Here is a 19,388-nt window from a genome sequence, read left to right as displayed (position 1 = left end):
CCAATCCCCGGATGTATCCGAAGGTGCCCGGACCCCCGTCAGTCCCGCAGCGCCATCGTCATCGCCTCCACCGCCAGCAGCGGCGCCACGTTCCGGTCCAGGGCCTCGCGGCAGGCGAGCACCGCCTCGATCCGGCGCAGGGTGCGCTCCGGCGTCGTGTCGCGGGCGATCGTCTCCAGCGCGTCCCGTACGTCCTCGTTGGCGAGCGGGCTCGCCGCGCGCAGCTGCACGGCCAGCACATCGCGGTAGAAGCCGGTCAGGTCCGTGAGCGCCAGGTCCAGGCTGTCGCGCTGCGTCCTCGTCCGCCGCCGCTTCTGCCGGTCCTCCAGCTCCTTCATCGCCCCCGCCGTGCCCCGCGGCATCCGGCCGCCCTGCACCGCGCCGAGGGCCGCCTTCAGCTCCTCGGTCTCCTTGACGTCGACCTCCTCCGCGACCTGCTTCGCGTCCTCCGCCGCCGCGTCGACCAGCTCCTGGGCCGCGCGCAGACCACCGCCCACGTCACCCACCCGCAGCGGCAGCCTCAGCACCACCGCGCGGCGGGCGCGGGCCCGCTCGTCGGTGGCGAGCCGCCGGGCCCGGTCGATGTGCCCCTGGGTGGCCCGCGCCGCGGCCTGCGCCACCTCCGGCTCGATGCCGTCCCTGCGGATCAGCAGATCGGCGACCGCCCGCACCGAAGGCGTGCTCAGCGTCAGGTGCCGGCAACGGGAACGGATCGTCGGCAGCACGTCCTCCAGGGACGGCGCGCACAGCATCCAGACCGTACGCGGCGCGGGCTCCTCGACCGCCTTCAGGAGCACGTTGGCCGCGCCCTCGGTCAGCCGGTCCGCGTCCTCGAGCACGATGACCTGCCAGCGCCGGCCCGCCGGCGACAGCTGGGCGCGCCGGACCAGGTCACGCGTCTCCTTCACACCGATGGAGAGCAGATCCGTACGGACCACCTCCACATCGGCGTGGGTGCCGATCAGGGCCGTGTGGCAGCCGTCGCAGAAGCCGCAGCCCGGCGCCCCGCCCAGCGCCCGGTCCGGGCTCACGCACTGCAGCGCCGCCGCGAACGCCCGGGCCGCCGTGTCCCTGCCGGATCCCGGCGGGCCCGTGAACAGCCAGGCGTGCGTCATCTTCGACGCGTCGGGAGCGGGCTCGCCGGCGGCCTGGGCGGTCACGAGCGCGTCGGCGTCCCGCGCGGCGGCCGCGAGCTGCTCCTCCACGCGCGCCTGTCCCACCAGGTCGTCCCATACGGCCATGTCTGCAGCCCCTCCTCAGCCCCTCCTCGCGTACGCCTCCCATTGTGGGGCACGGCACCGACAGTCCCGTCTGCCGTCACACCCGGCCCGCGGCCCGCCCACGGGTCAGCCACAGGCCGGCGCCCGCCCCGAGGGTGACGACGCCCGTGCCGACACTGGCGAGGATCCGGGTGCCCCCGGTGTAGCCGGAGAAGGTGGAGAGGAAGACGTTGGCGACGACGGCGACGGCGAGCAGGAGCCAGAGCAGGGGCCTCATGGGGAACCTCCGAGGGAAGGACGATGGGGAGGGCGGGGAGCCCCCACCCGTACGTCTTCGATGCTCCCCCTCCCCCACCCGCCCCCACAGCGGTACCCGCACCCGGACCCATGGTGGAGCCCGCTCCACCGGCCCGACCCGCCCCCGCCCGTCGCCTAGCCTGATCCCATGCGCGACGAGATCAAGGAAGCGGCGAGGGCGACGCTCCACCTCCTCCTCGGGGCGGCCGTCTCCCTCCTCTGCTACCTGATGATCGGCGTCGTCCTCTTCACCGGCTTCCTCACCCTCACCGCCATCGGCGCCGGCGTGCTCCCGGAGAGCGTCCTGCTGCTGCGCCGCCTCGCCGGCTGGGAGCGCCGCCGCACCGCCGCACGCTCCGGGGCGCCGGTCCCGGAGGCGTACCTGCCGCTCGAAGGCGCCCTCCCCGAGCGGGTGCGCACGGCCGTCGCCGACCCGTCCACCCTCGGGGACCTGCGCTGGATGGTGGCGCAGCTCCTGTACGGCATGGTCCTGATGTACGGCGCGCTCGTGCTGTGGGCCCCGGCCCTGCTCGTCGACGGCGTCTGGGCCGGGGTCGCGGGCCGCCGCCCGGTCCTGCTGCCGCTGATCGGCCGGCTCGCCGACCTGGAGGCCGACTGGTCGCGGAGCCTGCTCACCCCCGGGCCCTCCACCGCCCGGGACGCCGCGCTGGCCGCCCGTATCGAGCAACTGACCGCGACCCGGGCGGGCGCGGTCGCCGCGCACGGCGCGGAACTGCGCCGCATCGAACGCGACCTGCACGACGGCGCCCAGGCCCGGCTCGTGGCGCTCTCCATGCGCATCGGGCTCGCCCGCCGGGCGTACGACTCCGACCCGGCCACCGCCCGCAAGCTGCTCGACGACGCCCAGGACCAGGCCGAGGAGGCGCTGGCCGAACTGCGGCACGTGGTACGGGGCATCCACCCGCCGATCCTCACCGACCGCGGCCTGACCGGCGCCGTCCGCGCCCTCGCGGCGAGCAGCGGCCTGAAGGTCGAGGTGACGGTGACCGGAACGGCCGACTCTCCGGAGCCACCGAACGGCGGCGCGCCCGACACGTCCCGCGCCCGCGACACGTCCCGCGCCCCCGACACCTCCCGCGCCCCCGACACCCCCCGCGCCCCCGCCGCCGTCGAGGCCGCCGCCTACTTCGCCGTCGCCGAGGCCCTCACCAACGCCGCGAAGCACAGCGGCGCCACCCACGCCTCCGTCCTGCTCGCCCGCACCCCCACGGGTCTGCGTGCCGCCGTACGGGACGAGGGGCGCGGCGGCGCCGAGGCCCGCGAGAGCGCGGGTTCCGGGCTGCTCGGGCTGCGGCGCCGGGTCGCCGCGCTCGACGGGACCGTCCGTCTGACCAGCCCCGTCGGGGGCCCGACCCTGATCGAAGTGGAGCTTCCGTGCGTGTGGTGATAGCCGAGGACAACGCCCTCCTCCGGGAGGGGCTCGTCCTCCTGCTGACCTCGGCGGGACACGAGGTGGCGGGGGTGGCGGCGACCGGCCCCGAGATCCTTCCGCTGCTGCTTGAGCAGCGGCCCGACGTCGCCGTCCTCGACGTCCGTCTCCCGCCCGGCTTCCGCGACGAGGGCCTGCGCGCGGCGCTCGCCGCCCGCGCCGAACTCCCGGACCTGCCCGTCCTCGTCCTGTCGCAGTACGTGGAGGAGACCTACGCCGCCGAGCTGCTCGGCGCCGGTGCGCGGGGCGTCGGCTATCTGCTGAAGGACCGGGTCGGCCGGGTGGACGAGTTCCTCGACGCGCTGGACCGGGTGGCCGCGGGCGGGACGGCCCTCGACCCCGAGGTCGTCACCGAACTGATGGCCCGGCGCCGCGACGACCCGCTGGACTCGCTGACCCCGCGCGAACGCGAGTGCCTCGCGCTGATGGCCCAGGGCCACGACAACGCGACGATCGCCCGCTCGATGGTGGTGACCGAGCGGTCCGTCCACAAGCACGTCGGCAACGTCTTCGCGAAACTGGACCTGCCCCCGAGCGACAGCGGCCACCGCCGGGTCCTCGCCGTCCTGGCGTACCTCGACGCGTGACCGGAGGGGGCTGAGGAGCACCCTCCCCGTGTACGTCGTGGGGATCACCGTCCCCGCGATCAGCGCGGCCCGCACCGGCGGCAGGTAGGCCCGCCGGTCAGCGCCCGGCCGAACGCGGCCGGCGGGAGCGCGGCGACGACGCCGCCGCCCGCGCCGAGCAGCTCAGCGGCGCCCTCGGCGCCCCTTGCCCTCGCCGTCCTCGCCGTCGTGCGGGCCGAACAGCTCGTCCGCGAGGGTCGGGAGGTCGTCGAGCGGGGTCTCCTCGGCCCAGTCGGAGCGCCGCTTGGGCTGCCCGTTCTCGTCGAGCTGGGGCAGTTCGCGGGTGCGCTCGTTCGCGCCCTCCGGGGCGGTCCCGGCGCCGTCCCGGAAGAAGTCCTGCGGGACCCGGTCGGCGGGGGCAGCGTCGCTCACGGTCGGCAGCACTGCCGTCCGCTCGGCCTCGCTGTCGCCACCGGCGTCCCGCGTGTCCCGCGTGTCCCGGATCCGGGGCAGCACCGTGGTCTCGTCGTCGAGCCGCACGATGGGCGTGGGGACGGTGACCTCGTTGGGCGAGACGGGCGGCACGGTCGATCCTGCCGCCCCGGCCAGCCGCTCGTCCGGCTTCACGATCGGCGTGGCGACGGTGATCTCGTTCGCCGACTCCTCCACGGACTTCGAGGACTTCGTGGATGTCGCGGACTTCCCGGACTGAGCAGCCTGCCTGGCCTTCGCCGCCTCCGCGGCAGCCGTCGCCTCCGCCTGCTCGGCGGCACGCTTCTCCGCCGCCGCGCGGTCCGCAGCCGCCTTCCGCTGGGCCTCGGCCGCCAGCGCAGCCGCTGCGGCCTCCTCGGCGGCCTTGCGGGCGGAGTCCTCCGCCGCCCTGCGGGCAGCCTCCTCCGCCGCCCTCCGGGCAGTGTCCTCCGCCGCCTTCGCGGCAGCGGCCTCCGCCAAGAGGCGGGCCTCCTCCGCGCGGAGCAGGGCCTGCTCGGCCTTGCGCTGCTTCTCCAGGCGGCGCTCCTCGGCCTCGGCGCGCAGCCGGGCCTCCTCCTCGGCCTGCTTGCGGCGCCGCTCCTCCTCTTCGAGGCGGGCCTTCTCCTCGGCCTCGCGTCGCCTGCGCTCCTCCTCGGCCGCGATCCGGGCCTCCTCGGCACGCTGCCGGGCCTCCTCCGCCTGGCGCTCGGCCTCCAGGCGGCGGGCCTCTTCCTCCTCGGCCTTGCGGCGGGCCTCCTCCTCGGCGCGCAGCTTCGCGAGCTGCTCCTGGCGCTCGCGCTCCAGGCGCTCCTCCTCGGCCTTGCGGGCGGCCTCCTCCTCGGCGCGGCGCCTGGCGTCCTCCTCGGCCTTGCGGCGCGCCTCCTCCTGGGCCTTCACCTCGGCTTCGGAGAGCGGCAGCACGCGGTCGAGCCGGTGGCGTACGACGGTGGTGACGGCCTCCGGCTCCTGGCCGGCGTCGACGACGAGGTAGCGGCCGGGGTCACCGGCGGCGAGGGCCAGGAACCCGGCCCGTACGCGCGCGTGGAACTCCGGCGGCTCGGACTCCAGCCGGTCCGGCGCCTCGGTGAAGCGCTCGCGGGCGGTCTCCGGGGAGACGTCGAGGAGCACGGTGAGGTGCGGGACGAGCCCGCCGGTGGCCCAGCGGTTGATGTGGGCGATCTCGGTCGGCGACAGGTCGCGGCCCGCGCCCTGGTAGGCCACCGAGGAGTCGATGTAGCGGTCGGTGATGACGACGGCGCCGCGTTCCAGGGCGGGCCGGACCAGCGAGTCGACGTGCTCGGCGCGATCGGCTGCGTACAGCAGCGCCTCGGCGCGGTTGGAAAGGCCGGCGCTGGAGACGTCGAGCAGGATCGAGCGGAGCCGCTTGCCGATCGGGGTGGCGCCGGGCTCGCGGGTGACGACGACCTCGTGGCCCTTGGCCCTGATCCACTCGGCGAGCGCCTCGACCTGGGTGGACTTGCCGGCGCCGTCGCCGCCCTCCAGGGCGATGAAGAAGCCGGTCGGCGAGGGCGCCTGGGCCGGGTCGGCGCCGCGCAGCGCGTCGCCGAGGTCGCGGCGGAGCGGGACGCCCGCCCGGTCGTCGGTCTTGGCGAGGACGACGGCGGCGACGGGCAGCAGCAGCGCGCCGGCCAGCATCAGGGTGAAGGCGGCGCCCCCGTGGGCGAAGACGAAGCCGCCGGAGGCGAGCCGGTGCGGTCCGATCGCGGCGGCGACCAGCGGGGCGACGAGCGCGCCCGCGCCGATGGCGACCCGGGCGACGGCCTGGAGGTGCTCGGTGACACGCGGCCTGCGGGCCTCCTCGGTCTCCTGGTCGACGAGGCTGTGCCCGGTGCGGGCGGCGACACCGGCGGCGTACCCGGCGAGGGCGGCCAGCGCCAGCACGGTCGCCGTGTCCGGCACCAGGCCCATCGCGAGCAGCGCGACACCGGTGACGGCGACGGCGAGGGCGAGCAGGCGGCGCCGGGAGAGCACGGTGAGGACCGAGCCGGCCGTACGGATGCCGACGGCGGTGGCGCCGCTGAGCGCGAGGACCAGCAGGGCGTACGTGACGGGCCCGCCGCCCAGGTCGTAGGCGTGCAGCACGGCGACGGCCGCCGCGGCGGCGATGGCGCCCGCGACGGTGCCGCAGGCGAGCACGAAGAGCGGGAGCGCGCCGGTGCGACCCTTGTCGGCGGGGAGCCGCAGGCCCTCCAGGGGCGAGCGGGGCCGCGGGGTCTGGCCGCCGGGCAGCGTGAGCGGGGCCAGGACGGAGAGGGAGGCGGCGAAGAGCCCGGCGGCGACGTACGAGCCGAGGGCCGCCTGGTGCAGCGAGAACCAGTCGATGCCGCTGCCGAGCAGGTTGCCGACGAGGGTCGCGAGAAGCAGGACGCCGGCCGCGGCGGGCACCGTGAGGAACGAGGTGCGCAGGCTGAGCGTGCGCAGCGCGCCCAGGTGGTCCGGGAGCGGCCGGACGGCGGCGCCTTCGATCGGCGGGGCGGGCAGCAGCGCGGGGGCCGCGCCCTCCTTGGCGATCGTCCACAGGCGTTCGGCCGCTCCGGTGACGAAGACGGTGCCGAGCAGGAACCAGAGCGCCTTGTCGGGGGTCCAGTCGATCCACAGCGGGGCGACGACGAGCAGCGCGAGCCGCAGTCCGTCGGCGCCGATCATGGTCCAGCGGCGGTCGAGCGGGCCGTCGGGCGAGGTCAGCGCGGTGAGCGGGCCGAGCAGGACGGCGCCGAAGAGGATCGCGGCGAGGATCCGCGTACCGATGACGGCGGCCACGGCGAACGCCGCGCCCCGGTAGCCCCCGCCGAGGGCCCCGTCGGCCACGGCCGCCTGGAGCCCGAGCACGATGAGGACGAGGAGGGCGAGCGCGTCGCCCGTGCCACCGATCGCCTGGGCGCTCCACAGGCGCCGCAGCGGCTGATGGCGCAGCAGGGCCCGTACGGCACGCTCTCGGGAATCGGCGACGAGTGCGGCGTCGGTGTCTGGCTGCTCTGCTCGCGTCATCCGTCCACCCTATCCGGACGCTCTTGCTCCCCGCGGCCTTCGCCCGAACAAACGGACGGGGAGGGCGGGGGCCACGGCCCCTGCCCTCCCCGTCATGTCAGGAGAGTCACTCCGAGCAGAGTCACTCCGACCGGAATCACTCCGACTCCGCGGCCGCCGTCTTCTTCGCCGCCGCGGTCTTCGCCGCCGTCGCCGTCTTGGCCGTCGTCGTCTTCTTGGCCGTCGTCGTCTTCTTGGCCGCCGTCTTCTTCGCCGCGGCCGTCTTGGTCGCGGTGGTCTTCTTCGCGGCCGTCTTCTTCGCCGTGGCCTTCTTCGCGGGCGCCTTCTTGGCCGCCTTCTTCGCCGGGCCCTTGGCCCGCTTCTCGGCCAGCAGCTCGTAGCCGCGCTCGGGCGTGATCTCCTCGACGCTGTCGCCGGTGCGCAGGGTCGCGTTGGTCTCGCCGTCCGTCACGTACGGGCCGAAGCGCCCGTCCTTGACGACCACGGGCTTCTCGCTGACGGGGTCGGTGCCGAGCTCCTTCAGCGGGGGCTTGGCGGCGGCCCGGCCACGCTGCTTGGGCTGGGCGTAGATCGCCAGCGCCTCCTCCAGCGTGATCGTGAACAGCTGCTCCTCGTCGGTGAGCGACCGCGAGTCCGTGCCCTTCTTCAGGTACGGGCCGTAGCGGCCGTTCTGCGCCGTGATCTCGACGCCCTCGGCGTCGGCGCCGACGACGCGCGGCAGCGACATCAGCTTGAGCGCCTCGTCCAGCGTCACCGTGTCGACGGACATCGTCTTGAAGAGCGAGGCGGTACGCGGCTTGACCGCGTTCTTGCCGGTCTTCGGGGTGTTCTCGGGCAGGATCTCGGTGACGTACGGGCCGTAGCGGCCGTCCCGGGCGACGATCTGGTTGCCGCTGACGGGGTCCGCGCCCAGCTCGAAGTCGCCGCTCGGCTTGGCGAGCAGCTCCTCCGCGTAGGCGACGGTGAGCTCGTCGGGCGCGAGGTCCTCGGGGACGTCGGCGCGCTGGTGGCCCTCCGCGTCCTTCTCGCCGCGCTCGACGTAGGGGCCGTAGCGGCCGACGCGCAGCACGATGCCGTCGCCGACGGGGAAGGAGGAGATCTCCCGGGCGTCGATGGCGCCGAGGTCGGTGACCAGCTCCTTCAGTCCGCCGAGGTGGTCGCCGTCGCCGTTGCCGGCGTCGGCGGCTCCGGAGCCCTCGCCGCCGCCCTCGCCGAAGTAGAAACGCTTCAGCCACGGCACGGCCTGGGCCTCGCCGCGCGCGATGCGGTCGAGGTCGTCCTCCATGCGGGCGGTGAAGTCGTAGTCGACGAGCCGCCCGAAGTGCTTCTCCAGGAGGTTGACGACGGCGAAGGAGAGGAACGACGGCACGAGCGCCGTCCCCTTCTTGAAGACGTAGCCGCGGTCGAGGATGGTGCCGATGATCGAGGCGTACGTCGACGGGCGGCCGATCTCGCGCTCTTCCAGCTCCTTGACCAGGCTGGCCTCGGTGTAGCGGGCCGGCGGCTTGGTCGCGTGGCCGTCCGCGGTGATCTCCTCGGCGGCCAGCGCGTCGCCCTCGGCGACCTGCGGCAGGCGCCGCTCGCGGTCGTCGAGCTCGGCGTTCGGGTCGTCGGCCCCCTCCACGTACGCCTTCATGAAGCCGTGGAAGGTGATCGTCTTGCCGGAGGCGGAGAACTCGGCGTCCCGGCCGTCGGCGGCGGTGCCGCCGATCTTCACGGTGACGGAGTTGCCGGTCGCGTCCTTCATCTGGGAGGCGACGGTCCGCTTCCAGATGAGCTCGTAGAGCCGGAACTGGTCGCCGGTCAGGCCGGTCTCCGCCGGGGTGCGGAAACGATCACCCGAAGGACGAATCGCCTCGTGCGCCTCCTGCGCGTTCTTGACCTTGCCGGCGTAGACGCGCGGCTTCTCCGGCAGGTAGTCGGCGCCGTAGAGCTGCGTGACCTGGGCGCGGGCGGCGCCGACGGCCGTGTCGGACAGGATCGTGGAGTCCGTACGCATGTAGGTGATGAAGCCGTTCTCGTACAGCTTCTGCGCCACCTGCATGGTCGCCTTCGCGCCGAAGCCCAGCTTCCGGCTCGCCTCCTGCTGGAGGGTCGTGGTGCGGAAGGGGGCGTACGGGGAGCGGCGGTACGGCTTCGACTCGACCGAGCGGACCGCGAAGCGGGTGTCGGCGAGGGCGGCGGCGAGCGCGCGGGCGTTCGCCTCGTCGAGGTGGAGCACGGTGTCGCTCTTCAGCCGCCCGTCGGCGCCGAAGTCACGGCCCTGCGCGACCCGCCGTCCGTCGACCGACGCGAGGCGCGCGACCAGCGAGGACGGGTCGGAGGGGTCACCGGCGCGACCGGTGGAGAAGGTGCCGGTGAGGTCCCAGTACTCGGCCGAGCGGAAGGCGATCCGCTCGCGCTCGCGCTCGACGACGAGCCGGGTCGCGACGGACTGGACACGGCCGGCGGACAGGCCCCGCATGACCTTCTTCCACAGGACCGGCGAGACCTCGTAGCCGTACAGGCGGTCGAGGATGCGGCGGGTCTCCTGGGCGTCGACCATGCGCTTGTTCAGCTCGCGCGGGTTGGCGACGGCGGCCTGGATCGCGTCCTTGGTGATCTCGTGGAAGACCATCCGGTGGACCGGGACCTTGGGCTTCAGGACTTCCTGGAGGTGCCACGCGATGGCCTCGCCCTCGCGGTCCTCATCGGTGGCGAGGAAGAGCTCGTCGGACTCGGCGAGCAGCTCCTTGAGCTTCCTGACCTGGGCCTTCTTGTCGGCGTTGACGACATAGATGGGCTGGAAGTCATGGTCGACGTCGACGCCGAGGCGGCGCACCTCGCCGGTGTACTTCTCGGGCACCTCGGCGGCGCCGCTCGGGAGGTCGCGGATGTGCCCGACGCTCGCCTCGACGACGTAGCCGGGGCCGAGGTAGCCCTTGATCGTCTTCGCCTTGGCAGGCGACTCGACGATGACGAGTCGGCGGCCGCCCTGTGCGGTCTCGCTGGTCGGGGACAACTTCGCTCTTCTCTCCGGTCGACGCTCTCCGGCACGCACTGCGTACGTACGGTGCTGGCACGCACGGCAGCGGCACATACGGTGCACTGCCGTCGCTGCGGAGTGTGACGGTACAACCCGCCCCCGTGTCAAACGGCGAAAGCCCGCAACGGCCACTCGAACGGTAACCCGACTCCTGCCCTTCCTGCCGCCCGGACTGCCGGACCGGCGGGGCGGGGCTCCGCCCGGCCGGTCCTCAGGGACGCCCGAAGCACCAGATCCCGAGAAGGAGGAAGGCCGCGCCGGAGAGGCCCGCGAGGACGGCGGCGGGCCGCGGCGCGACGCCGAGCGCGACGGGCTCGCCCTGCGCCACCCGGACCCCCGTCCACACCAGCAGTGCGGCCCCGAACAGCGTGAACGCCCCTCCCGCGAAGATCGCCGGCCCGCTCTCCATGCCCGTACCCCGTTCCGTCACCGTGCCGTCTCCGGCTGCCGGAGCCGAGGCTGGCACCTCCCGGCGTCAGCGGAGCGAATTCGCGGTGAACGACGCGGAGGGCGATGAACGGTTTCACGAGGATGGCCGGTACTCCCCTGTCGTTCCGGCCTTCTTCGTCACCTCATCAGGCGGCGGCCCCTCACTCCTGTCCGGTCACCGGCAGCAGGAAGCCCTCCTCCACGAGCAGCCGGATCGCCTGCGGGGTGCGGTCCCGCAGCACGACCGGGTCCTCGCCGGTGAGCTGGCCGATGGCGTCGAGGATCCGTCCGGCGCTGAGCGTGCCGTCGCAGACGCCCGCGAAGCCGGCCGCCACGTGGTCCACCCGGGTGGCCCGGCGCATCCCCCGGTTCTGCCGCAGCAGTACGTGCTCGGGGTCCTCGGCGCCGGGCAGGCCGACCTGCTCCTGGACGACCTCGGGCGCGAGGGTGAAGCGGTCGGCGAGCAGGGCCGCGTCGTCCCGTCCGCGCAGGTAGTCCTGGCGTTCGAAGTGGGCCCGGACGGTGTCGCCGAGGGGCTGCTCGACGGGGTGCGGCCACTCCTCGATGACGAGCGACGGCTCGACCGCGCCGGAGGCGACGGCCGCGCTCTTGCGCAGGGTGATCCAGCCGAAGCCGATCGCCTTGGTCTTGCGCGCCTCGAACTCGTCCAGCCACCGCCCGTACGCCAGCCGGTACTCGGCCTGGTCGCCCCGGTGGTCGCCGCTGTCGCGCAGCCACAGCTCGGTGTACTGGGTGACGTCCTGGACCTCGCGCTGCACGATCCAGGCGTCGCAGCCGCGCGGCACCCAGGAGCGCAGCCGGTCCTGCCACTCCTCGCCCTCGACGTGCTGCCAGTTGGCGAGGAACTGGGCGTATCCGCCGTCGTTGAGCCGCTCCCCGGCCTCCTGCACGAGCGTGCGGCACAGGTCGTCGCCGCCCATGCCGCCGTCCCGGTAGGTGAGCCCGGCGCCCGGGGAGATCACGAACGGCGGGTTGGAGACGATCAGGTCGTACGTGTCGCCGTCGACCGGCTCGAAGAGCGAACCGGGCAGCAGCTCCGCGCCCCGGGCCCCGGAGAGGGCGAGGGTGAGCCGGGTGAAGTCGAGGGCCCGCGGGTTGAGATCGGTCGCGGTGACCAGGGTGGCGTGCTGCGCGGCGTGCAGCGCCTGGATGCCGGAGCCCGTGCCGAGGTCGAGGGCGGCGGCGACGGGGGTGCGGACGGTGATCCCGGCGAGGGTGGTGGAGGCCCCGCCGACACCGAGGACGACCCCTTCGTCCTTCGTGCCGATGCCACCGGCCCCGCCGACCGCGCAGCCGAGGTCGGAGACGATGAACCAGTCCTCGCCGTCCGGCCCGCCGTACGGCCGTACGTCCACGGTGGCGAGCACGGTGTCGTCCTCCCGGACGACCCAGCCGTCGGCGAGCGCCTCCTCCAGGGGCAGCGCGGCCGCGGCCCGCTCGTGCTCCACGGCCCGCTGGAGCAGGAAGAGCCGGACGAGGGTCTCCAGCGGGGAGTCCCCGCGGGTCGCCCGGAGGGCGGGCACGGTCTCGCTGCGGGCGAGCGCGGCGTAGGCCTGGGCGCCGAGCAGGTCGAGCAGACCGTCGGCGGTGAAGTCGGCGGCGAGCAGTGCCTCACGCAGTCGGACGGCGTGCGTGGGCACCGGGAGGCTGGGGGTCGTGCTGGTCGTACTCACGTGCCCCATTGTGACGGGCGCCACCGACAACGGCCGCCACCGACAGAGCGCGGGCCGGTCGGGCGTCTGCGCCCGACCGGCCCTTCGATGCCCCGGAGACCTACGGCTTGGCCGAGGCGGTCGACTTGGTGACCGGGGTGGAGCCCGCCTTCGGGGCGCCCGCCTTGGGGGAGGCCGAGGGGGTCTGGCAGCCGGGCTGCTTGGCCATGGCCGCGCCGAGTTCGCCGGCCTGCAGCTTGGCGACGGCGTCCTGGTCCATGTTCTGGATCTTGCCCAGGCCCTCGGAGACGGCCTTGAGGCCGTCCGCGAACTTCTGCTGGTTCGTCGTGTCCAGCGCGTCGACCTGCTTCTTCAGGCCCTCGTACGCCACGGCCGTGGCGTTGAACTGCTTGATCGCGTCCTGCTGGATCTTCTCGCCGTTGTCGACGGGCGGCGCTCCCGCGCTCTCGACGGCCTTGGCGAGGGCGCGGTCGGCGGCGGCGATGTCGGCGAAGGCCTTCGAGTCGGCGGCCTTGATCGTCTCGGGCTTGCTGTCCGCCGCCGTCGAGATGATCAGCTGGTTCGCGGCGGCCCGCTTCTGGATCTGGGGCTGCGCCTGGTCGCAGAACGTCTTCGCCCAGTCGTTCACCTTGGCGCCCTTGTCGTCACTGCTGCACCCCGACAGCGCGAGCACCAGTACCGCGCAGCCGGACAGCGCGGCCGCAAGATTCTTGTTCACCGGATCGGTCCCTTCCAAGGCTCTCGGCCCCGGAACATACACGCCGTACGGATGACATCCACCGATCGTGGGACCGATTCATCCGACATTGCAGCCGTTTGCACCAAGGAGGCAGGGGCGGACGTCACGTCAGAAGGTGTCATCCGCGCCTGCTTTGACGATGTGTTACGCGTCTCACGGCGGGGGCGCCGGAAAGAGCGGGCGCGTCGGGCACGCCGGGCGCGTCGCGCGGCACACCTGCCGGCTCACGGGCTCACGGGATCACCGTGGCGTCCCGCGAGGAACCGTTCCGCTCCGCCGAGCCGTCGTCCACCACCACCGAACGCCGCTTGGAGACCCGGACCGCGCCCACCACGACCGCCAGCGCGAGGACGGCGACCAGCGCCCGCAGCCCGCCGTTGGCGTCGTCCCCGTAGCTGAACTGCACCACCGCGGGCGCGATCAGCAGCGCGACCAGGTTCATCACCTTCAGCAGCGGGTTGATCGCCGGACCCGCGGTGTCCTTGAACGGGTCGCCGACCGTGTCCCCGATGACCGTCGCCGCGTGGGCCGCGCTGCCCTTGCCGCCGTGGTGGCCGTCCTCGACCAGCTTCTTCGCGTTGTCCCAGGCGCCACCGGAGTTGGCGAGGAAGACGGCCATCAGCGAGCCGGTCGCGATGGCCCCGGCGAGGTACGAGCCGAGCGCCCCGACCCCGAGCGAGAAGCCGACCGCGATCGGCGCGAGGACGGCGAGCAGTCCGGGCGTGGCGAGTTCGCGCAGCGCGTCCTTGGTGCAGATGTCGACGACCCGTCCGTACTCGGGCTGCTCCGTGTAGTTCATGATCCCGGGGTGTTCGCGGAACTGCCGCCGCACCTCGAAGACCACCGCGCCGGCCGACCGGGACACGGCGTTGATGGCGAGCCCGGAGAACAGGAAGACGACGGCGGCGCCGAGCACCATCCCGAACAGGTTGTTGGGCTGGGAGATGTCCATCGACAGGTTCGTCTCGGAGGCCTTCGCGCCCACTTCGGCGACCGAGGTGGCGATGGCGTCGCGGTAGGAGCCGAAGAGCGCCGCCGCGGCCAGGACGGCGGTGGCGATGGCGATGCCCTTGGTGATCGCCTTGGTGGTGTTGCCGACGGCGTCGAGCTCGGTGAGCACCTGCGCCCCGGCGCCCTGGACGTCGCCGGACATCTCGGCGATGCCCTGGGCGTTGTCGGAGACCGGCCCGAAGGTGTCCATAGCCACGATCACGCCGACCGTGGTGAGCAGCCCGGTGCCCGCGAGGGCGATGGCGAACAGCGCCAGCGTGATCGAGGCGCCGCCGAGCAGGAACGCCCCGTAGACGGCCAGGCCGATCAGCAGCGCCGTGTAGACGGCGGACTCCAGGCCGAGGGAGACACCGGCCAGGACGACGGTGGCGGGGCCGGTCAGCGAGGACTTCCCGACGTCCCTGACCGGGCGCCGGCGGGTCTCGGTGAAGTAGCCGGTGAGCTGCTGGATCAGCGCCGCCAGCACGATCCCGATGGCGACCGCGACGAGGGCGAGGACCCGCGGGTCGCCGCCGTGGGTGGGGATGCCGGGGTCGGTGACGCCCTGGAGGTCGGCGTAGGAGGACGGCAGGTAGACGAAGGCGGTGACGGCGACCAGGGCGAGCGAGATCAGCGCGGAGAGGAAGAAGCCGCGGTTGATCGCGGTCATGCCGCTGCGGTCGCTGCGCCGCGGGGCGACGGCGAAGATGCCGATCATCGCCGTCACGACGCCGATCGCGGGCACCATCAGCGGGAAGGTGAGGCCCAGGTCACCGAAGGCGGCCTTGCCGAGGATCAGGGCGGCGACGAGCGTCACGGCGTACGACTCGAAGAGGTCGGCCGCCATGCCCGCGCAGTCGCCGACGTTGTCGCCCACGTTGTCGGCGATGGTGGCGGCGTTGCGCGGGTCGTCCTCGGGGATGCCCTGCTCGACCTTGCCGACGAGGTCGGCGCCGACGTCGGCGGCCTTGGTGAAGATGCCGCCGCCCACCCTCATGAACATCGCGATGAGCGCGGCCCCGAGGCCGAAGCCCTCCAGCACCTTGGGCGCGTCGGCGGCGTAGACGAGCACGACACAGGAGGCACCGAGCAGACCGAGGCCGACGGTGCACATGCCGACCACGCCACCCGTACGAAACGCGATCTTCATCGCCCGGTGGGCGACATCCGTCAGGTCCTTCTCCGGTTCGCCCGGGGCGGGCGTGGCCTCCCTGGCCGCCGCCGCGACCCGCACGTTCGCGCGCACGGCGAGCCGCATGCCGAGATATCCGGTGAGCGCCGAGAAAAGCGCGCCCACCAGGAAGAACAGAGAGCGTCCGGCCCGCTGCGACCAGGTGTCGGCGGGCAGCAGAAAGAGCAGGAAGAACACGACGACGGCGAAGATTCCGATGGTGCGCAGCTGCCGGGCGAGATAGGCGTTGGCGCCCTCCTGCACGGCGGCCGCGATCTTCCGCATGGATTCCGTGCCCTCGCCGGCCGCCAGCACCTGACGGACGAGGAGCCGGGCCACGACCAGCGCCGCGACCGCGACCGCCGCGACGACGCCCACGATGACGCGGTTCTCCTGGGTGAGCACCGCGGCTGCAAGACCCGCCATTCGTCCTCCTTGACGTTGCGAGGTCGAGGTCAAGACAGGCGGATTCTAAGGAGCGAAACCCGAAGAAAAGGGACAGCCGCAACGATAATTCCCGAATACCACACAAGTACCGCCGAATGCGGCAATGCGACCGCAGTACGTGTGGGAGCTCTCCGTTCCGGAAAACGCGAAGAGGCCCTGCGGGGCAGGGCCTCTCGGCTCGGTCTCGGTCTCGGAGTCGGCCGGGGTCGTCCGGTCCTGGCGCTCCGGCCGGATCAGGTGAACGCGGCGTCCGGGTTGGCCGGCCAGCTCATGCGGATGGTGCCGCCGTCCTCGCCGGCGCTCACCTCCACGTCGTCGACGAGCCCGCGGATCACCGCGAGACCCATCTCGTCCTCGCCGTCGGCGTCGTCGAAGTCCTCGGCTGGGGCCGCGTCCCTCGCCCCGGGCACGCCGGCGGCGTCGGCCGCCGCCACGCCCGCGCCGGGCACCTCGTCGCCGACCTCGATGGAGAAGGTCTTCTCCTCCTCGGTCAGCACGACCCGGACGGGAGTGGTGACACCGTTGCTCCGGTGCAGCCCGACCGCGCGGGAACACGCCTCGCCGACGGCGAGTCTGACCTCGTCGAGGACCGCCTCGTCGACCCCGGCCCGGCGGGCGACCGCGGCGGCCACGAGACGGGCCGTGCGGACGTGCTCGGGCTGAGCGCTGAAGAGGAGTTCAACGGTGGCCATGCGATCCCCCTGGGGTCCTGGACGGCTACACGGGAACGACGCGTCGTCGCGCCGGCCTCAGTCGGCCGCGTTGACGGCCTCTTCGACCGACGTGTGGATCGGGAACACCTTGGTGAGTCCGGTGATCCGGAAGATCTTCAGAATGCGCTCCTGGTTGCAGACGAGACGCAGCGACCCCTCATGCGCGCGCACGCGCTTCAGACCGCCCACCAGCACGCCGAGGCCGGTCGAGTCGAGGAAGTCCACGCCTTCCATGTCGACAACCAGGTGGTAGCTGCCGTCGTTCACCAACTCGACCAACTGCTCGCGCAGCTTGGGCGCGGTATACACATCAATCTCGCCACCGACCTCGACGACCGTGCGGTCGCCGGCCGGGCCGGGCACAGTGCGAGTCGACAGAGACAGGTCCACGGGTCCTCCAGCACCTAGCTATCGAGCGGCCGTCCCTCGAGACCCCCGTGCGGAGTCACAGGACGGAACGCCGGCCGCGATGGCATTCAATCACTTACCGACTGCCATGCACGACGCCTTGGAAGCATTGTCCGTCACGCCGGTGACACACTCGATGCCGATGGCCAAGAATCACCGCCCCCGCCGACCCGCCGGGGAGACGGGCAACCGCCCCTCTCCAGGTCAGGTCCTCGACCGGCTCTCCACAGGCGAGAGCCGGGCCGCGCGCATCACCCATACGGAGCATCTGCCCGCCCGGGAGGGCCGTCATGCCGTCTGGCCGCACCGCATCCGCGCGGAGGTGATCGGCGCCATCCAGAGCGCCGGGATCGAGCACCCCTGGGCCCACCAGGCCGAGGCCGCCGAGCACGCCCTGGACGGCACTTCTGTGGTGATCGCCACGGGAACAGCCTCGGGCAAGTCGCTCGCCTACCTCACTCCCGTCCTGTCCACCCTCCTGGACGGCGCCGAGGCCGCCAACGGACGCGGCACCACCGCCCTGTACCTGGCTCCCACCAAGGCTCTCGCCGCCGACCAGCGCCGCGCCGTACGCGAGCTCGCCGCGCCGCTCGGCAACCGGATCCGGCCCGCCGTCTACGACGGCGACACGCCGGTCGAGGAGCGCGAGTGGGTCCGCCAGTACGCGAACTACGTGCTCACCAACCCCGACATGCTGCACCGGGGCATACTCCCCTCCCACCCCAGGTGGTCCTCCTTCCTGCGCTCCCTGCGCTATGTCGTCATCGACGAGTGCCACACCTACCGGGGCGTCTTCGGCTCCCACGTCGCCCAGGTGCTGCGCCGGCTGCGCCGCGTCTGCGCCCGGTACGGCGCCGACCCCGTCTTCCTCCTCGCCTCGGCCACCTCCGCCGACCCGGCCCGCGCCGCCGCCCGCCTCACCGGCCTGCCGGTCACCGAGGTCTCCGACGACGCCTCCCCGCGCGGCGAGATGGTCTTCGCCCTGTGGGAGCCGCCGCTGACCGAGCTCCAGGGCGAGCACGGCGCCCCCGTCCGCCGCACCGCCACCGCCGAGACCGCCGACCTGCTGACCGACCTCACGGTCCAGGGCGTGCGCTCGGTCGCCTTCGTCCGCTCCCGGCGCGGCGCCGAGCTGATCTCGGTGATCGCCCAGGAACGCCTCGCCGAGGTCGACCGCTCCCTGGCCCGCCGGGTCGCCGCCTACCGGGGCGGCTATCTGCCCGAGGAGCGCCGCGCCCTGGAACGCGCCCTGCACTCGGGCGAACTCCTCGGCCTCGCCGCCACCACCGCCCTGGAACTCGGCGTGGACGTGTCCGGCCTGGACGCCGTCCTGATCTCCGGCTACCCCGGCACCCGTGCCTCCCTGTGGCAGCAGGCGGGCCGCGCCGGCCGCTCGGGTGAGGGCTCACTCGCCATCCTGGTCGCCCGCGACGACCCACTGGACACCTTCCTGGTCCACCACCCGGAGGCGATCTTCCAGCGCCCGGTGGAGTCGACGGTCCTGGACCCTGACAACCCCTACGTCCTCGCCCCCCATCTGTGCGCCGCCGCCGCGGAACTCCCCCTGACCGACTCCGACCTCTCCCTCTTCGGCCCCGCCGTACCCGAACTGCTCCCCCAACTGGAGTCGGCCGGCCTGCTGCGCCGCCGCTCCACCGGCTGGTACTGGACCCGCCGGGAACGGGCCGCCGACCTCACCGACATCCGGGGCGGCGGCGGCAGCCCCGTACGGATCGTCGAGGCCGGCACCGGCCGACTGCTCGGCACCGTCGACGAGGCCGCCTCCCACGCCTCCGTCCACGAGGGCGCCGTCCATCTCCACCAGGGCCGCACCTACCTGGTCCGCGAGCTCGACCTGAAGGACTCCGTGGCCCTCGTCGAAGAGGCGAACCCGCCCTACTCGACCACCGCCCGCGACACCACCTCCGTCTCCGTCCTGTCCACCGACACCGAGATCCCCTGGGGAGCCGGCCGCCTCTGCTACGGCTCCGTCGAGGTCACCAACCAGGTCGTCTCCTTCCTGCGCCGCCGCCTGATCACCGGCGAGGTCCTCGGCGAGACCAAGCTGGACCTGCCGCCCCGCACCCTGCGTACCCGGGCCGTGTGGTGGACGGTCACCGAGGACCAGCTCGACGCGGCCCGGATCAACCCGGAGATCCTCGGCGGCGCCCTGCACGCCGCCGAACACGCCTCCATCGGCATGCTGCCGCTCTTCGCCACCTGCGACCGCTGGGACATCGGCGGCGTCTCCGTCCCGCTCCACCCCGACACCCTGCTGCCGACCGTCTTCGTCTACGACGGCCACCCCGGCGGCGCCGGCTTCGCCGAACGCGCCTTCCACACCGCCCACACCTGGCTCACCGCGACCCGCGAAGCCATCGCCTCCTGCGAATGCGACTCCGGCTGCCCGTCCTGCATCCAGTCCCCCAAATGCGGCAACGGCAACGACCCCCTCCACAAACGAGGCGCGGTCCGGCTGCTTACGGAGCTTTTGAGGGGGGCGGAGGGGGTGGAGGACGCGCTGGGGGAGGCCCGGGAGGCCCAGGACCCGGAGGCGCCCGGGGCGCTGGGGGCGGCGGAGGCCCGGGACCCGGAGGCGCCGGTGGAGCGGGGCCCGGGGGCCTCTCAGGCCCGGTAGGGCCGGGAGGCGTCCCAGGGAGGCCCGGGAGGCCTGCGGGGAGGTCCTGAGGCTTCCCCGTGAAGCCTGGAGGACCCGCCGGGAGGCCGGGAGGCTCCCCCGTGAGGCCCGGAGGCGTCCC

13 protein-coding genes are annotated in these 19,388 nt (G+C 73.4%); 3 read left to right on the top strand and 10 right to left on the bottom strand.

From position 1 onward, the window contains the following. Positions 1-38: 38 nt before the first annotated feature. Both ABTZ54_RS22360 and ABTZ54_RS22355 read right to left on the bottom strand, forming a co-directional pair. Entirely contained in the window at positions 39-1,241 is a 1,203-nt protein-coding gene (locus ABTZ54_RS22360) for a DNA polymerase III subunit delta' (RefSeq protein ID WP_351665895.1), read from the bottom strand. Positions 1,242-1,317: 76 nt separating this feature from the next. After that, entirely contained in the window at positions 1,318-1,497 is a 180-nt protein-coding gene (locus ABTZ54_RS22355; RefSeq protein WP_351665893.1) for a hypothetical protein, read from the bottom strand. Positions 1,498-1,665: 168 nt separating this feature from the next. On the opposite strand from ABTZ54_RS22355, the gene ABTZ54_RS22350 reads away from it, so the two are divergent. Continuing rightward, the gene (locus tag ABTZ54_RS22350) at positions 1,666-2,925 is read left to right on the top strand and encodes a sensor histidine kinase (RefSeq protein ID WP_351665891.1); all 1,260 of its coding nucleotides are present in this window, start codon (positions 1,666-1,668) and stop codon (positions 2,923-2,925) included. After that, positions 2,913-3,554, top strand: coding sequence for a response regulator (locus ABTZ54_RS22345; protein WP_351665890.1), 642 nt, complete (start codon positions 2,913-2,915; stop codon positions 3,552-3,554). Before ABTZ54_RS22350 ends, ABTZ54_RS22345 begins: the two co-directional genes overlap by 13 nt. 162 nt (positions 3,555-3,716) lie before the next feature. Here ABTZ54_RS22345 and tmk read toward each other — a convergent pair whose 3' ends face one another. The 8 genes from tmk to bldG form a co-directional block, all read right to left on the bottom strand. Continuing rightward, a complete protein-coding gene (tmk, locus tag ABTZ54_RS22340) occupies positions 3,717-7,013 on the bottom strand; it encodes a dTMP kinase (RefSeq protein ID WP_351665888.1) in 3,297 nt (1,098 codons plus the stop codon). A gap of 136 nt (positions 7,014-7,149) precedes the next feature. Further along, a complete protein-coding gene (topA, locus tag ABTZ54_RS22335) occupies positions 7,150-10,014 on the bottom strand; it encodes a type I DNA topoisomerase (protein WP_351665887.1) in 2,865 nt (954 codons plus the stop codon). 235 nt (positions 10,015-10,249) lie between these two features. Beyond that, entirely contained in the window at positions 10,250-10,447 is a 198-nt protein-coding gene (locus ABTZ54_RS22330) for a hypothetical protein (RefSeq protein ID WP_351665885.1), read from the bottom strand. 181 nt (positions 10,448-10,628) lie between these two features. Further along, positions 10,629-12,170, bottom strand: coding sequence for a DUF7059 domain-containing protein (locus ABTZ54_RS22325; RefSeq protein ID WP_351665883.1), 1,542 nt, complete (start codon positions 12,168-12,170; stop codon positions 10,629-10,631). Between the two features lie 91 nt (positions 12,171-12,261). After that, complete coding sequence (locus tag ABTZ54_RS22320; protein ID WP_351665881.1) at positions 12,262-12,879, bottom strand: small secreted protein; 618 nt, start codon at positions 12,877-12,879, stop codon at positions 12,262-12,264. A 253-nt stretch (positions 12,880-13,132) separates the two neighbouring features. Next, positions 13,133-15,487 carry a sodium-translocating pyrophosphatase gene (locus ABTZ54_RS22315; RefSeq protein ID WP_351665879.1) on the bottom strand — a complete coding sequence of 785 codons (2,355 nt, stop codon included), beginning with the start codon at positions 15,485-15,487 and terminating at the stop codon, positions 13,133-13,135. Positions 15,488-15,741: 254 nt separating this feature from the next. Further along, positions 15,742-16,200 (bottom strand): ATP-binding protein, encoded by a 459-nt coding sequence (locus tag ABTZ54_RS22310; protein ID WP_351665877.1) that lies wholly within the window; start codon positions 16,198-16,200, stop codon positions 15,742-15,744. A gap of 57 nt (positions 16,201-16,257) precedes the next feature. Further along, complete coding sequence (gene bldG, locus ABTZ54_RS22305; RefSeq protein WP_132917650.1) at positions 16,258-16,611, bottom strand: anti-sigma factor antagonist BldG; 354 nt, start codon at positions 16,609-16,611, stop codon at positions 16,258-16,260. Between the two features lie 79 nt (positions 16,612-16,690). On the opposite strand from bldG, the gene ABTZ54_RS22300 reads away from it, so the two are divergent. Next, entirely contained in the window at positions 16,691-19,267 is a 2,577-nt protein-coding gene (locus ABTZ54_RS22300; RefSeq protein WP_351665875.1) for a DEAD/DEAH box helicase, read from the top strand. Positions 19,268-19,388 lie beyond the last annotated feature (121 nt).

The organism is Streptomyces sp. NPDC094032, from assembly GCF_040303965.1.
In the GTDB taxonomy this organism is placed as follows: domain Bacteria; phylum Actinomycetota; class Actinomycetes; order Streptomycetales; family Streptomycetaceae; genus Streptomyces.
The sequence above is the reverse complement of the archived record's forward strand: the minus strand, read 5'-3'. Positions and strand labels throughout refer to the sequence as shown.

Coding starts and splice junctions, on each gene's coding strand:
- ABTZ54_RS22310 (WP_351665877.1), bottom strand. CDS start 16,200: ATGGCCACCGTTGAACTCCTCTTCAGCGCTCAGCCCGAGCACGTCCGC.
- ABTZ54_RS22300 (WP_351665875.1), top strand. CDS start 16,691: ATGGCATTCAATCACTTACCGACTGCCATGCACGACGCCTTGGAAGCA.
- ABTZ54_RS22315 (WP_351665879.1), bottom strand. CDS start 15,487: ATGGCGGGTCTTGCAGCCGCGGTGCTCACCCAGGAGAACCGCGTCATC.
- ABTZ54_RS22360 (WP_351665895.1), bottom strand. CDS start 1,241: ATGGCCGTATGGGACGACCTGGTGGGACAGGCGCGCGTGGAGGAGCAG.
- ABTZ54_RS22355 (WP_351665893.1), bottom strand. CDS start 1,497: ATGAGGCCCCTGCTCTGGCTCCTGCTCGCCGTCGCCGTCGTCGCCAAC.
- ABTZ54_RS22350 (WP_351665891.1), top strand. CDS start 1,666: ATGCGCGACGAGATCAAGGAAGCGGCGAGGGCGACGCTCCACCTCCTC.
- ABTZ54_RS22325 (WP_351665883.1), bottom strand. CDS start 12,170: ATGGGGCACGTGAGTACGACCAGCACGACCCCCAGCCTCCCGGTGCCC.
- ABTZ54_RS22330 (WP_351665885.1), bottom strand. CDS start 10,447: ATGGAGAGCGGGCCGGCGATCTTCGCGGGAGGGGCGTTCACGCTGTTC.
- tmk (WP_351665888.1), bottom strand. CDS start 7,013: ATGACGCGAGCAGAGCAGCCAGACACCGACGCCGCACTCGTCGCCGAT.